This window comes from Thermodesulfobacteriota bacterium (genome assembly GCA_039028315.1).
GTDB lineage: Bacteria > Desulfobacterota_D > UBA1144 > Nemesobacterales > UBA2774 > CR02bin9.
Genome location: JBCCIH010000043.1, coordinates 1 through 12,765, shown reverse-complemented (window position 1 = coordinate 12,765; position 12,765 = coordinate 1). Strand labels below are relative to the sequence as shown.

17 protein-coding genes are annotated in these 12,765 nt (G+C 36.8%); 6 read left to right on the top strand and 11 right to left on the bottom strand.

Translation table 11 applies throughout. From position 1 onward, the window contains the following. Together AAF462_04265 and AAF462_04260 are read right to left on the bottom strand one after the other, a co-directional pair. On the bottom strand, window positions 1-689 hold a 689-nt coding region (locus tag AAF462_04265; GenBank protein ID MEM7008329.1), incomplete at its 3' end, for a carbamoyltransferase N-terminal domain-containing protein. A gap of 36 nt (window positions 690-725) precedes the next feature. Next, the gene (locus AAF462_04260) at window positions 726-1,004 is read right to left on the bottom strand and encodes a hypothetical protein (protein MEM7008328.1); all 279 of its coding nucleotides are present in this window, start codon (window positions 1,002-1,004) and stop codon (window positions 726-728) included. A 219-nt stretch (window positions 1,005-1,223) separates the two neighbouring features. Between AAF462_04260 and ndk the strand changes: the two genes are divergently transcribed. Continuing rightward, on the top strand, window positions 1,224-1,640 hold the full coding sequence (ndk, locus tag AAF462_04255; protein ID MEM7008327.1) for a nucleoside-diphosphate kinase: 417 nt from the start codon (window positions 1,224-1,226) through the stop codon (window positions 1,638-1,640). 41 nt (window positions 1,641-1,681) lie between these two features. Here the strand turns inward: ndk and lipB are convergent, their stop codons facing one another. After that, window positions 1,682-2,395 (bottom strand): lipoyl(octanoyl) transferase LipB, encoded by a 714-nt coding sequence (gene lipB, locus AAF462_04250; GenBank protein MEM7008326.1) that lies wholly within the window; start codon window positions 2,393-2,395, stop codon window positions 1,682-1,684. Between the two features lie 63 nt (window positions 2,396-2,458). Here lipB and holA point away from each other — a divergent pair, with 63 nt between their 5' ends. After that, window positions 2,459-3,454, top strand: a complete 996-nt coding sequence (gene holA, locus AAF462_04245) for a DNA polymerase III subunit delta (GenBank protein ID MEM7008325.1) — start codon at window positions 2,459-2,461, stop codon at window positions 3,452-3,454. A gap of 31 nt (window positions 3,455-3,485) precedes the next feature. Here the strand turns inward: holA and rpsT are convergent, their stop codons facing one another. From rpsT to AAF462_04220, 5 genes are all read right to left on the bottom strand, one after another. After that, window positions 3,486-3,755, bottom strand: a complete 270-nt coding sequence (gene rpsT / locus AAF462_04240) for a 30S ribosomal protein S20 (protein ID MEM7008324.1) — start codon at window positions 3,753-3,755, stop codon at window positions 3,486-3,488. 61 nt (window positions 3,756-3,816) lie between these two features. After that, window positions 3,817-4,563, bottom strand: a complete 747-nt coding sequence (locus tag AAF462_04235; protein ID MEM7008323.1) for a TlyA family RNA methyltransferase — start codon at window positions 4,561-4,563, stop codon at window positions 3,817-3,819. Between the two features lie 22 nt (window positions 4,564-4,585). Then, window positions 4,586-5,482: a polyprenyl synthetase family protein gene (locus AAF462_04230; GenBank protein MEM7008322.1), complete on the bottom strand. Its 897-nt coding sequence runs from the start codon at window positions 5,480-5,482 to the stop codon at window positions 4,586-4,588. 2 nt (window positions 5,483-5,484) lie between these two features. Next, complete coding sequence (xseB, locus tag AAF462_04225) at window positions 5,485-5,709, bottom strand: exodeoxyribonuclease VII small subunit (protein ID MEM7008321.1); 225 nt, start codon at window positions 5,707-5,709, stop codon at window positions 5,485-5,487. A 339-nt stretch (window positions 5,710-6,048) separates the two neighbouring features. Further along, a complete protein-coding gene (locus AAF462_04220; protein MEM7008320.1) occupies window positions 6,049-6,345 on the bottom strand; it encodes a hypothetical protein in 297 nt (98 codons plus the stop codon). A 197-nt stretch (window positions 6,346-6,542) separates the two neighbouring features. On the opposite strand from AAF462_04220, the gene AAF462_04215 reads away from it, so the two are divergent. Further along, on the top strand, window positions 6,543-8,102 hold the full coding sequence (locus AAF462_04215; GenBank protein MEM7008319.1) for a P-loop domain-containing protein: 1,560 nt from the start codon (window positions 6,543-6,545) through the stop codon (window positions 8,100-8,102). Window positions 8,103-8,146: 44 nt separating this feature from the next. Then, a complete protein-coding gene (locus AAF462_04210; GenBank protein MEM7008318.1) occupies window positions 8,147-8,569 on the top strand; it encodes a DUF4174 domain-containing protein in 423 nt (140 codons plus the stop codon). A gap of 73 nt (window positions 8,570-8,642) precedes the next feature. Here the strand turns inward: AAF462_04210 and AAF462_04205 are convergent, their stop codons facing one another. Beyond that, window positions 8,643-9,581 carry an LLM class flavin-dependent oxidoreductase gene (locus AAF462_04205; protein MEM7008317.1) on the bottom strand — a complete coding sequence of 313 codons (939 nt, stop codon included), beginning with the start codon at window positions 9,579-9,581 and terminating at the stop codon, window positions 8,643-8,645. Between the two features lie 18 nt (window positions 9,582-9,599). Continuing rightward, window positions 9,600-10,496: a radical SAM protein gene (locus AAF462_04200; GenBank protein MEM7008316.1), complete on the bottom strand. Its 897-nt coding sequence runs from the start codon at window positions 10,494-10,496 to the stop codon at window positions 9,600-9,602. A gap of 89 nt (window positions 10,497-10,585) precedes the next feature. Between AAF462_04200 and AAF462_04195 the strand changes: the two genes are divergently transcribed. After that, on the top strand, window positions 10,586-10,795 hold the full coding sequence (locus AAF462_04195) for a hypothetical protein (protein ID MEM7008315.1): 210 nt from the start codon (window positions 10,586-10,588) through the stop codon (window positions 10,793-10,795). A 7-nt stretch (window positions 10,796-10,802) separates the two neighbouring features. On the opposite strand, the gene AAF462_04190 is transcribed toward AAF462_04195, so the two are convergent. Next, a complete protein-coding gene (locus AAF462_04190) occupies window positions 10,803-11,237 on the bottom strand; it encodes a hypothetical protein (GenBank protein MEM7008314.1) in 435 nt (144 codons plus the stop codon). Window positions 11,238-11,548: 311 nt separating this feature from the next. Between AAF462_04190 and hflX the strand changes: the two genes are divergently transcribed. After that, a partial coding sequence (hflX, locus tag AAF462_04185; GenBank protein MEM7008313.1) for a GTPase HflX occupies window positions 11,549-12,765 on the top strand: 1,217 nt, incomplete at its 3' end.

The following is a 12,765-nucleotide window of genomic DNA, read 5'->3' as shown; positions in this document are numbered from 1 at the left end:
TCCAGCTCAAACCCGCCTTCATCATCCACTTTAACCACTTCGTAGACCTGATCTACATATTTAGGATCTCCAAACGGAGCCATACCCATTACTTTATATTCCCCTTCGTTTACCTCAAACCCTAAGAATGCTGTGAATGCACTATAGAGCAAACCTAATGAATTTGGAAATCTTATTTCTTTTAATATCTGTATATCTGTTCCCCGTCCAACTGCCAGTGTTGCAGTTGTCCACTCCCCTACTCCATCTACTGTAAGAATTGCTGATTCATTAAACGGCGAGCAATAGAAACTACTGGCAGCATGGGACATATGGTGTTCACAAAAGAGTATTTTTGAGGGATCTATTTCGAGTTTTTTCTGAATCAGATGCTTTATCCATAATTTTTCCCCGAGCTGGGTTATCATGGCTTCTCTAAATAACTTCATGGACTTTGGAAATGTCTGCATAGTATCTAGAAGCAAGCGCTCAAATTTAAGAAAAGGCTTTTCAAAGTACATTACATATTCTAAGTCTTGAGGTTCTATGCCTTCTAAATTTAGACAGAAATTAATGGCATTCTCTGGATACTCTGAGTCGTGCTTTATCCTGGTAAATCTTTCTTCCTCAGCTGCAGCTACTACTACACCATCTTTAATTAGAGTTGCTGCTGCATCATGGTAGTAACATGAAATTCCTAGTATGTACATATGTCAAAAACTCCTAACACTCTGCATATTCTTTAGTTAAGATTGTCTCTCGGCCTTCTCTAGAACTGATAGTTCCGTATCTTCTTCCCTATTATGCCATCCGATGTGTTCTTTCTTTTTGATCTCTAATGGATCGGTAAATAATTTGAGTATTACTGCAAAAGGGAAAAGGAGAATAAAATAGAACAATGTAAGAATTAGCCTTGCATTAAAATCACCGATCTTACGTGCAATTCTTTTCCAACCTTCCCATAACCTTCTAAAAAAACTTTGTTTCTCTGTAATTGTTTCGCTTTGTTTTTCCGCTCCGCTCATATAAATATATCCCTAAATATTATATTCTATTTGACTGCACACATTACCAGGAAATTTAGTAATTTAACAGGAATGACTAAATAAATTTAAATTTTTGGCTCTAATACTTGAATATTATTTTACTCAAATAAATCCCTGGGTACTAGTTAAAACCGCTGGGAATTTGACAAAAGCCTAAATGCTGAAAAAATAAAGGGAAAAATTTCTTGGAGGACTACCTTGGAAAGAACATTATCAATCATAAAGCCAGATGGGGTCGAAAAAAATGTTATTGGAGAAATAATCTCCCGATTTGAGAAAAATGGCTTAAACATTGCAGCTATGAAAAAAATAAAACTAAGTAAAACAGAGGCAGAGGGATTCTACGCTGTGCACAAAGAACGCCCGTTTTTTGGTTCACTTACTGACTTTATGTCTAGAGGACCTATAGTAGTGATAGTATTAGAAGGTGAAGGCGCTATTGCAAAAAACAGAGAAATTATGGGCGCAACAAACCCAGAAGAAGCTGCCGGTGGAACAATTAGAAAAGACTTTGCAACAAATATTGAAGAAAACACTGTTCATGGCTCTGATGCTCCGGAGACAGCGGCATTTGAAATAGGCTACTTCTTCAATGCTCTTGAAATTACAGGTTAATTAAACTAACAGGAAAATTAAGTAACGGTCTTGATATTAGACTAATCAAGGCCGTTTTCTAAGCTCAGCTCCAAATCAAAAATGTTCATAAAACAATTTTGATAAGTCCTTATTACATTATCCATTTCTACGTCCCGTCCAAGAACTTTCTGCATTGATGTCACTACCACATCAGAAATACCACAGGGAACTATTAATGAGAAGCTATTTAGATCAGTGCTCACATTAAGAGCAGAGCCGTGCATAGTAATTCCGTTTTTAATCGACACTCCTATTGAGGCGATCTTCTGACCATTTGTCCACACCCCTGGATAGCCATTTCTTCTATCAGACTCTATAGCATAATCAGCTAGCAGGTCTATTATTACTTGTTCTAAAGAGAATATGTATGCTTTCACGCCTAAATTTAATTCTCTTAGATTTAGAATTGGATAGGTAACCAGCTGGCCTGGGCCATGAAATGTAAGATCTCCTCCCCTGTCAGAACTATAAACTTCTACGCCTTTCGCTTCTATAGCATCTACCGGCAAGACATAATTGTCATCATTGCCGAATCGGCCGTTTGTTATAACCGGGTGGTGCTCAAGCAAATATAGATATCCGGGTGAGTTAGCGCTATCAGATTTGATAGCTCGGTGTGATTCTTGCTGTATTTGGAGTGCATCGGCATAGCTAATTCTGTTAAGATATTTATAGTGTAATGTTTTTTTTGTGCTTGCGCTCATTTTGTTTAGTTTAATCAATTTAGTTTTCATTTCTAATTTAACACAGACAACACTAACAGTTATATTTTACGAAATAGTTTATTACAAATAACAATGGCCCAAAAAAAATCTAGCAAGCCTGGTTTTGAAGAGTTTAGTCAAAAAGTCTCAGACAAAGATTTTGATCCCGTTTACATTTTTACAGGAGATCAGATACACCTTATAGAAAAAGCACTTTTGGAATTAAGAAATGCCGTGCTCGGTCCAGAGGATGACATGAACTATATTGTTTTCCATGGAGACGCTGCATCGTCTCAAGAGATTGTAGAGAGTGCTTCAACTATGCCAATGTTCAGCAGCGGCAAAGTTATAGTAGTAAAAAATGCGCATAAACTTAAAGCTAAAGATCTTGAGTTCATAGACTCTTACTTAGAATCCCCTTCCCCGCAGGCAAATCTAGTTATGGTCTTTTCTGACGGTAAGGCTCCTAAGATTAAAAAGAAGAAACTTCCCAGATACGACTTTAGCCTTCAAAAAGGAAATACAGTGTCCGCAGTTAGACAACAGGCACAAAACCTTGGTTTTAATATAACCCCTAAAGCTGCACAGACATTAATTTCACTTGTCGGGGAGGATTTACAGGAGCTTAACAATGAGCTCATAAAACTCTCTTTATACAGATCAGATAGCCATCAAATAGATATAGATGATATTGAAAAACATACAAAAAGATCTCAATTTGGCGATGTATTTGCGCTTATAAATGCTATATCTAAAAAGAACACAAGGGATGCACATAAAGCGCTTTCAGATCTTCATCAACAGGGAGAGGAGCCTCTGTCAGTTTTAAGCAGACTTATTTGGCGCATTAGACTAATATGGAAAGCAAAAGAACTCTCAGATCAGAAAATGCCGAAAGATCAGATTATTAAAGAGCTTAGGATGTCCTCTGGAGCCTATTATTACCTTAGCCAAGATCTAAGAAATTACAGCTATCATGATATTTCAAGGATTATGGGACTTTTTATGGAATGTGATAAAAAACTAAAAATGAGCTATATTCCAAGAGACTATCATTTAACTAAGCTTGTGACGCAGCTCTGCTCTTAAGAGCATGTTTTTATAATATAGTCTTTAGTATTTATGAAGAAAGGGCAGAAACTTTCTTAGATAATCTGGAAACTTTACGAGATGCAGTTTCTTTTTTGATTATACCCTTAGTAGCAGCCTTACGAAGTTTTGCTTCAGTCTCTTTAAGTGCATTTTTTGCAGTCTCTACATCTTTAGACTCAAGAGCTGTATCAAATTTCTTAAGCTGTGTTTTGAGGTCAGACTTAATTACAGTGTTTCGTTCTCTTTTTTTAAGGCTCTGACGATGTCTTTTAATACCAGATTTAATTCTCTCAGCCATTAATTAGCTTTCCTCCGCGAAATAATCGCTATAGTTTGCAGGGAATAGTCTATTTGTCAAATCAATTATTGGATGCTGCTACTAAAAATTCCTTGTTCCCCTCCGCCCCTAAAATCGGGGATTGTATAACCCCTAGCACATCTAACTTTAGCTCTACTAGGTGCTGGGTTACTTTTTCAATTACCTGTTTATGCTTATTCTCATCTTTTACTATGCCACCTTTTCCTACTTCGCCTTTACCAACTTCAAACTGGGGTTTTATCAGGGCTATTAAGTAGCCTTTTGGCTTTAGGAACTGCAACACCGCGGGAATTATCATTGTGAGGGATATAAAAGAGACATCAATTACTATGATATCAACCATCTCTGCAATATCATCAGGTTTTAGATGCCTGGCATTTACTTTCTCCATCACAACTACCCTATCGTCATTTCTTAGTTTCCAGTCTAACTGTCCATAGCCAACATCTAATGCGTAAACCTTGGCTGCACCGTTTTGCAGTAAACAGTCAGTAAATCCTCCTGTAGAGGCTCCAATATCTAACGCGCAATTTTTTGTTACATCAATATTAAAATTGGAAAGTGCCGATTCTAGCTTTAGACCACCTCTGCTAACATACTTAATAGATTTTTCTTTAACTATTATATCAGCGTCATATTTCAGCATTGTGCCGGACTTGTCTACTTTTTGCCCATCCACATATACCACTCCACCCATTATTAAGGCTTGGGCTTTAGATCTGGATGAAGCTAGATTTCTCTCAACTAAGAGCAGATCCAATCTTTGTTTTTTATTAGATTTTTCCATTGAAGAAAATGATTAAGATAAGTTAAAAATTTCTATCTGCAAGGTAAATAGCTATTTCTCTTAAGGGCGTTGCCTTATCGCCAAAATCTTTTATAGACTTTAGTGATTTTTTTGTTAAATCTTCAGCCTTTCTTTTAGATTTCTTAAGTCCAACTAACTCTGGGTATGTGGTTTTTTTATTTCTTGCATCAGCCCCAACATCTTTACCAATATCTCTTCCGCCCTCAATATCCAAAATGTCATCAACTATTTGAAATGCAAGTCCAAGTGATTTTCCAAATACACTCAGTCTCTTAAGCTGTTTATCATTAGCTCCGCCTATCTTTGCGCCAACTACTACGGCTGTTTCTATCATGACACCTGTTTTAAGTGAGTGCATTTTCTCAACTTGCTCAACCGATACATCACTAAGTCCTTCAAGAGCCAGATCAATGGCCTGACCTCTGATCATTCCATTTGATCCTGCAGCTTGAGAGATATCAGATACAATCTCAGTCAATATTTTTGGTCTAAGACCGCTTGAAAGCCCTTCTTTTATAATAATTGCAAATGCATCTGTTAATAATGCATCACCAGCTAATATGGCCACTGCTTCTCCGTATACATTATGATTTGTGGGAACTCCCCTTCGAAGGGAATCATCGTCCATACATGGAAGGTCATCATGTATAAGGGAATAAGTATGTATCATTTCTAATCCGCATGCTATAGGCAAAACTGTTTCATCCTTACCGCCTAAGGCTTCGTTTGCTGCGATCATTAAAATGGGTCTTAGACGCTTGCCTCCAGAAAGCGCGCTATAACGTATGGATTCTTCCAGTGGAGTGATGGATTTGGGTGAATAGTTAAGAAGAGAGTCAAGTTTTCTGTCAACAAGTTCTCTTTTTGAGGCGAGATAACTCTTTATATTAAATCCCATGGCTATTCTTCGTTAGAATCAAAATCCCTGGTTGTGAGCTCTCCGTTTTTTTCATCAACAAGTATTTTCACTTTTTTTTGTATTTCATCAAGCTTTTTATGTGAATATGCTATCAGTTTGGTTCCTTCCTGAAAAAGCTTAATTGAATCTTCAAGGGGGAGATTTCCGCTTTGAAGCTTGTCCACAATTTCTCTAAGCTCATTCATAGAATTTTCAAATGATTTCATAGAACTATTTTATACATGATGGGTATTGTATACAAGGGTATTGGATACTGACAAAAAAAATTTATTTTGGTAAATAATACTTTATAGCCGGAGGAGAAACTTAATACATCTTAAGATGGAAAAAGTCCGACTCAAGGATAGAATCATAAAGAGAGACTAAATATTAAAGAGGGGAATCATCTATAAAGATAATTCCCCTCTTTTTTTAATTTAAAAAAAGTAAAACAGTTTATTCACAATCCGGTTGCCACTTACTATTCAATCTAAAAATAAGGGAATATAGTGAAATCCATATTCCCTCCCCTTGTCTATTTGAAAATTCTTTTACAAAACATACAACTAATAACCTGTTTTATCTTTAGCATCATCCATGGTGTCATTTGCTGCATCGCTGGCATCGTCCATGGCGTCATTTGCTGCATCTTTAGCATCATCCATAGCATCATTAGCAGCATCGCTAGCATCATCCGCGGCGTCACTTGCAGCATCAGCAGCGTCATCCGCAGGTGCTGATTCAATTACAACTTCTTCCTCAGTTACCTCTGCATCACCTGCAGGCTCTTGTGCCTGTTGTGGGCATGCGGCCAAACCTAAAGCTAAAACTAGTCCAGCAAATAGTATGAAACTTCTAAACATAGAACTGTTACCTCCTTTGAGTTTATAAAACAATATTATCCAACTTTTTGCACTGTGCATATGTGCACATAACCAATCTATATTATTTTTTTATACAATACTAGTACTTTATAACTTCTATGTATATCCAGCTTTTATAGTTCATTACAAACAGGATAATAAATATTGGAATTATTCTACTATATGAGACTACATTTATGAAAGCACATTTTGAACTAAAGAGCATCCTACAAAACGTGAACTGGAATGAGCCTGCATCTTATAAAAAGATAGTAGGTGAATACCTTTTCAATGATTACACTCTCGTTCTCGATAATATAGAAAAAGATACTTCAAATATTTCTATCAAAGCTCGGGTGAAAATCTCAAATCAAGTGGCCGGCTTTCCTGAAGACACATTTTCTAATCGCTCAAGAGAGATTGCGCTTAGGGATTTTATTGCTCGAATACTCTATGCTGAAATTAATAGCTCCGACAGTCAGACAAAAGACAATGTAAAAAGAGCATATATAAGTCTTGAAAAACCTGGCCAGGAAATTATAGATAGGACATCTGTATTACTGGATGATAAATTTGTAGAAATAAGATTTAAAATAGTTCTGTGTCAGATTAACCAAGATCTGATATCAGAGCTTTCAGAGGACATAATATTTAATGATCTAGCCGATATTATCGAAAATACATGCATCTATAATAGCTTGAACAAAAACCAGTTATATAAACATATTGAAACTTCTGAAGACGCAGATTTTCTAAGAACGGAACTTGAGAACCTAAGACTTATTGCTTTTGTTGCTCAGGGAAGCTTGTTGCCCAGGGAGACAGGTGATAATGACTTTCCATGTAAAAGTAATGATATATTGCCATTCTCATCACCTAATAACCTTAAAATGGATGTGGAGCTTCCAAATGGCGGTCAGATAACTGGAATGGGTATACCCAGAGGCATAACTTTTATTGCGGGGCCTAAAGGCAGCGGCAAAACAACTCTCTTAGACGCAATAGGTCAAGGTATTTACAACCATGTGCCGGGGGATGGGAGAGAATTTGTTGTAAGCAATCCAAACACAGTCAATATTAGATCAGAGCCAGGCAGAAATATTTCAGGAGTTAATATTTCTGGATTTATTGATAATCTTGAGGATGACTCAAATATTTCAACTGAAAATGGCAATTCTGATATATCTATAGCAGCTAATATCGTAGAGGCGATTGAAGTTGGAGCTGATGTAGTGCTTATTGATAATATATTTATTTCAGAATACATAGCTAAGTCAAAAAGTATTTTTAATGAGTATATGGTGTCTACAATTCTTAGCTCAGATACTGAAATATCTGATTATTATAGTCTTGCAAACTTTATTTTACGCATAGACAACTATACTCTAGAAGATATTACGCAGGCCGCTAAGGACTCTTGTTCAAATTATGAGGGATATAGCCCGTTTGGCTATCTTGCAGAAAGAATTCCTATAGCCGATAGTATGGAAGCACTAGATATAAACTTAGAATCAATCGATCAGATTATCTCCAAATCCCAGGAAGAAACCATTTTAGATGCTGTAAATTATTCTAAGAAGTATATGGATGGAAAAAAGTCATTTAGACAAGTAACAAGTTTGGTAATGTTAGATATAGGACGTCTAGGCCTGGATGTACTAAATCCAGATTTGGCCAAGAATTATAGCGAGTTTAGAAAGATTGAGCTTGCCGCTGCTTTGAACCGAATAAAATCCTTGAAAGTAGAACATAAATAAAAATTGTTCTGAAATATATCCATCAGTAAGCTATTCTTAAAATCATGCAAACATTTATATTCCTAATTATAATTCTAATTAGCATTGTAAATTTACAAGCTGAGGAAATATCTATAGAACAGTTTAGATGGGAAAATAGGCTTGTAATTTATTACATCAGTGAAGATGAATTGGAAAAATACGACATGCCTAAAATGGTGCTAGAAAACAAAGACAAAGTTATTGATAGGGATATGCTTTTTTTCGATCTAAATCAAAAGGATAAAGGTGACTACTTTATGAGTCTGAGTGCTAGCGAATCCAAGAGGCTCATAGATAAATATAAAATTGAGCCAGGGAAAACCGCATTTATTCTTATTGGAAAAGATGGAGGAGAGAAAGAAAGATTATCAGAACCTAACGTTGATTACTTCTTTAATAAAATCGATCAAATGCCTATGCGCATCAACGAAATGAATGGCTTGTGATTACATATAACTAACCCGTTCAATCTAAATTCGAGACTGAACGGGTTTTAAGTTTTATTTTAATTTGTAAGAACTATCCACCGTAAGCTGCAACAGTGTTTTGCATTACTTCAACGTTACTCTGTTTTCCTGCAGGTCCTGGTACTATAATCGGAAGATCAACACCTGCATCTCTGTACTCATCAAGCTTAGCTCTGCATCTATCAGCCGGACCAACAAGTGCTACAGAATCTAACATCTCAGTTGTAAATACATCGCCTGGTTTTTCCCCAGCTCTTATTTTTTCAATTACATCACCATGACCGTTATTAATCATCAGTCTCTGGTAAAATGGGAAGTTTAAATACGGTGAAAAACCTTTTATTCCAGCAGCCTGAGCAAGCTCTAAATCATCTGAAACAATAGATGGTATTCCTAATGTTATATCAATTTCTGAAGGATCTCTTTCTGCTTTAGCAGCACCTTCAGCAACATAGTTTCGTAAATCAGCCACGTAATCTGTTGTTGTCATGTAGGGCATTAGTCCATCAGCTACTTCGCCAGCTAAATTTGCCGCACCTTTAGTTAGTCCAGCAATATAAACAGGAACCTTTGGCACTTCACGTTTTAGGGTTAGCTGAGGAGCAGAGCCATCTAAAAAGGCTTTAACCTGAGTAACATAATCTCTCATGCTTTCTACTGGATCGCCCATATCAATCTCATAACGTGAATTGACCGGCTTGTGACTAACTCCAAGACCTAAAACCATTCGGCCTCCAGTGATCTCTTGTATCGTAATAGTCTCAGCCGCAGCCATAACTGCCTGGCGCATATATATATTAGTAATCCATGTGCCAACGTTGATTGTAGAAGTGACCTCAGCAAATACTTGGGCATTAGTAAGCGCGCTAAACGGCGGAACTTCAGGGGAGAATATCGCTTCAAACCCTGCTCCTTCTGCAGTTTTTGCAAGCTCTCTCAAATCACTTACACTACATCCCCACACTGGTGAAATAGTTGCTATTCTAGACATTTTATCTCTCCTTTTCAATTAATATTGATTTATAACGTCTCTGTAATAATCAGGTCTTAATAAAGATTCATCACCACTATTTATTACCGTTCTAATTTCTGATAACACTTTTTCTTTATCTTGAGGAAATTTTGCTTTTATAGGAAGATAGTTAGAGATATGATTTGAAAAGAAATACCCATCTGTAAGCTCCGTGTTATCGACCAAGACTTCCAGCTCTTTAATAATCTGAAATTTATTGGGGAGCTCAAACTCTCCTCTCATCATCTCATCATGAAGTGGTGCTCCCGGACGTACTTGAAGAGATAAAGCACCTACATACTCTGGATCAGCCCCAGTTAAAAGCTTTCCGGTAGCCTCTGCATGCTCTAGGCTTCTGTCTGTTCCCCCCATGCCTAAAAGAACCATTGCGGAATTCATAATACCGGCTTCTTTTAGCATCCCAGACGCACGAACGGTTTCTTCATGATTTGCGCCTTTTTTTATTCGCTCAAGAACAATATTATCACCGCTTTCAAATCCGATATATACCATGTCCAGTCCATGCTCTTTTAATTCTTTTAAATTAGAGACTCCTTGGCGAAGAATATCTCCTACATTTGCATACATTCTAATTCTTTGGATTTCGGGGTTCTTAGACTTAAGATAATCCATTATCTCAATTAGCTTCTTCTTAGAGAGTACAAGAGCGTTCCCATCTGCAATAAATACTCTATCATCAATCATTTCTGATTCAGATGCACTATCAATTATTTGTTTGATCTCATCCATGGGACGGACCCTGAACTTTTGCTCATCTTTTCTGTACATTGCACAGTAAGTGCACTGGTTGTGTGAGCAGCCAATAGTTGCCTGAAGAATAAAACTCTTAGCCTCGCTTGGAGGCCTAAAGAAAGGATTTACGTAATCTATCACAATTTATAAAGTAACAAATACACTAGGATTATCAAATTATCTCTTCAAACCTTTACAAAGTATAAGGACTTGTTATAATTTCTGCCGTTATGAGTGAAGAGAATGATGTCGTAGAAGATGAAAGTGTTAAAGCAGAAGAAAGCACTAATGAGAAGGATATGAGCACAGAAGAAAAAAAATCTCCACTAGCATTAGAACCACACGAAAAAGAGGCTTTTTGGTACATTTTAGGGGTCCCTGTCTTAATTTTTCTTATTGTAGGATTAGCCATGCTTACGCATGTTGTACTATCCCCCTAATTTAATACTAAGATAAAGCCCAATTTATCGTTATATCCACTATATCATTGGGGTTAATAATACCACCTGTGTTATCTTTGTATTGATATTTTCCATCCACATTTGAAAATGACACTTTAAGCAGCTGTGATGTTTTCGATGAGTTTTGAGCTAACCCACTTTGTTTACTTCTATTCTTTCCAATAATTGTGATTGTGTTTGGTTCTTCATCAAAAAATACAACATATTTGGAAGAAGAAATTATACAAAAGCCCCCTCTTCTTCCGGGTATATCTAAAAAAATTTCTAAAAATTCTGTTGGAAGATTGTATATTGAAAGAACCTCTTTAGAAGATTCTACAGTGTTTTTAGCTGTCAAGAATAATAGGCCTAATGCGTCAGTATAGTCAGAGTCAGAACTCATAATGCTAAATATTATTGCTATATCATTTAGATAAGGCAAGATGACTCATCAAATCTCGTTTATGAATCATAGAACTAAACTACTATTAAGACTGTATTAATTCTCTTGACTGATTATTCAAAATTGATATTATATTAATATAATTATATGCATCAGGAGGCTTAAGCATACCAAAAATCCACGGTAAAACTTCAGGTCTTACAAAAAGTGAGATCAGTAATTTAGAAAGGCTTTACAGAAGGAAAATCCCCCCAAAAGAAATCGTTACTCTTGAGCTGGCTAGAACGCTCACAAATTTCTCCAAAGAAATAAATAAAGGAATATCACTCCTGATAGACCGTAAAGGTAAAGTGAGAGTCATATTTTTAGGTGATTGCCACGAATTTCCTTTTGAAGAGCTAATAGGACGTTCTAGAGAAGCTAAGTTTAGGCTAAGGGGTTATAGGCTTATTCACACCCACCTTAAAAACCCGGAGTTCTCACAGCCCGACCTAGTAACACTACTTAATGAAAGGCTGGATATGATAGGCCTATTAGAAGTTAAAGAGCAAGGAGTGCCCGGACAATTTAATCTGGCTTACATAGTGCCGCCAAACCCTGAAGAAAAGAAGTGGGAAGTTGTTAAATATAACGACTTAGGCCGTGTTGATCTAAACTGTGATGAACTTATATCAGACATAGAAAACAATCTACAAAGGGGATATTACGAGCATGGCGGCGAGAGGGGCAAAGAAGGTGTTTTGCTCGTTGGGTTCTCTACCAATTTCAGATCAGAGGCCGAGGAGTCTTTGAAAGAACTTAAATCACTTGCGCGTTCTGCTGGGAAAGCAGTTTTAGAGTCAGTTATTCAAACAAGGAAAAAGATAGATCCAAGATATTTAATTGGTAAAGGTAAGTTGAATGAGGTCATTTTATCTGCAAAGCACCTAGGTGCAGAAAAAATAATTTTTGATGTAGAGTTAAGCCCTGCTCAAGTTAAAGCTATATCAGATGAAACCAACTTGGAAGTTCAGGATAGAACTCAGCTTATTTTAGAGATTTTTGCAAAACATGCGACCACCAGCGAGGGAAAACTTCAAGTACAACTTGCTCAGCTTAAATATAATCTACCTAGATTGGTTGGTCAGGGAGTTGAGCTCTCACAGCTCGGAGGAGGTATTGGTACAAGAGGTCCTGGTGAGAAGCGACTTGAGGAACAAAGAAGAACATTTAGAAAGCAGATCGATCAGTTAGAAAAGCAGATTTCAAACATAAGCAGAAGAAGAGAACATACTAGAAAAAGAAGATACGAAACTGGAATTCCGACCGTAACGTTCATAGGCTACACAAATGTTGGAAAATCTACATTATTTAATGCTCTCACGAAAAGCGGAGTAGTAGTTAGAAATAAGCTCTTTTCAACATTAAGTCCAACCACTAGAAAGATAATGCTCCCAAGTGGAAGACAAATACTAGTTACAGACACTGTTGGATTCATTAGCGAGCTTCCCAAAGAGCTTATGAGTGCATTTAGAGCTACGTTAGAAGAGCTTGGTGGGTCATCTTTACTTCTTCATGTAGCTGATGC

Bases quoted from the DNA above. Each gene is read 5' to 3' on its own strand.
- AAF462_04260 (MEM7008328.1), bottom strand. From the start codon at position 1,004: ATGAGCGGAGCGGAAAAACAAAGCGAAACAATTACAGAGAAACAAAGT.
- lipB (MEM7008326.1), bottom strand. From the start codon at position 2,395: ATGAAAACTAAATTGATTAAACTAAACAAAATGAGCGCAAGCACAAAA.
- holA (MEM7008325.1), top strand. From the start codon at position 2,459: ATGGCCCAAAAAAAATCTAGCAAGCCTGGTTTTGAAGAGTTTAGTCAA.
- rpsT (MEM7008324.1), bottom strand. From the start codon at position 3,755: ATGGCTGAGAGAATTAAATCTGGTATTAAAAGACATCGTCAGAGCCTT.
- AAF462_04235 (MEM7008323.1), bottom strand. From the start codon at position 4,563: ATGGAAAAATCTAATAAAAAACAAAGATTGGATCTGCTCTTAGTTGAG.
- AAF462_04230 (MEM7008322.1), bottom strand. From the start codon at position 5,482: ATGGGATTTAATATAAAGAGTTATCTCGCCTCAAAAAGAGAACTTGTT.
- xseB (MEM7008321.1), bottom strand. From the start codon at position 5,709: ATGAAATCATTTGAAAATTCTATGAATGAGCTTAGAGAAATTGTGGAC.
- AAF462_04220 (MEM7008320.1), bottom strand. From the start codon at position 6,345: ATGTTTAGAAGTTTCATACTATTTGCTGGACTAGTTTTAGCTTTAGGT.
- AAF462_04215 (MEM7008319.1), top strand. From the start codon at position 6,543: ATGAAAGCACATTTTGAACTAAAGAGCATCCTACAAAACGTGAACTGG.
- AAF462_04210 (MEM7008318.1), top strand. From the start codon at position 8,147: ATGCAAACATTTATATTCCTAATTATAATTCTAATTAGCATTGTAAAT.
- AAF462_04205 (MEM7008317.1), bottom strand. From the start codon at position 9,581: ATGTCTAGAATAGCAACTATTTCACCAGTGTGGGGATGTAGTGTAAGT.
- AAF462_04195 (MEM7008315.1), top strand. From the start codon at position 10,586: ATGAGTGAAGAGAATGATGTCGTAGAAGATGAAAGTGTTAAAGCAGAA.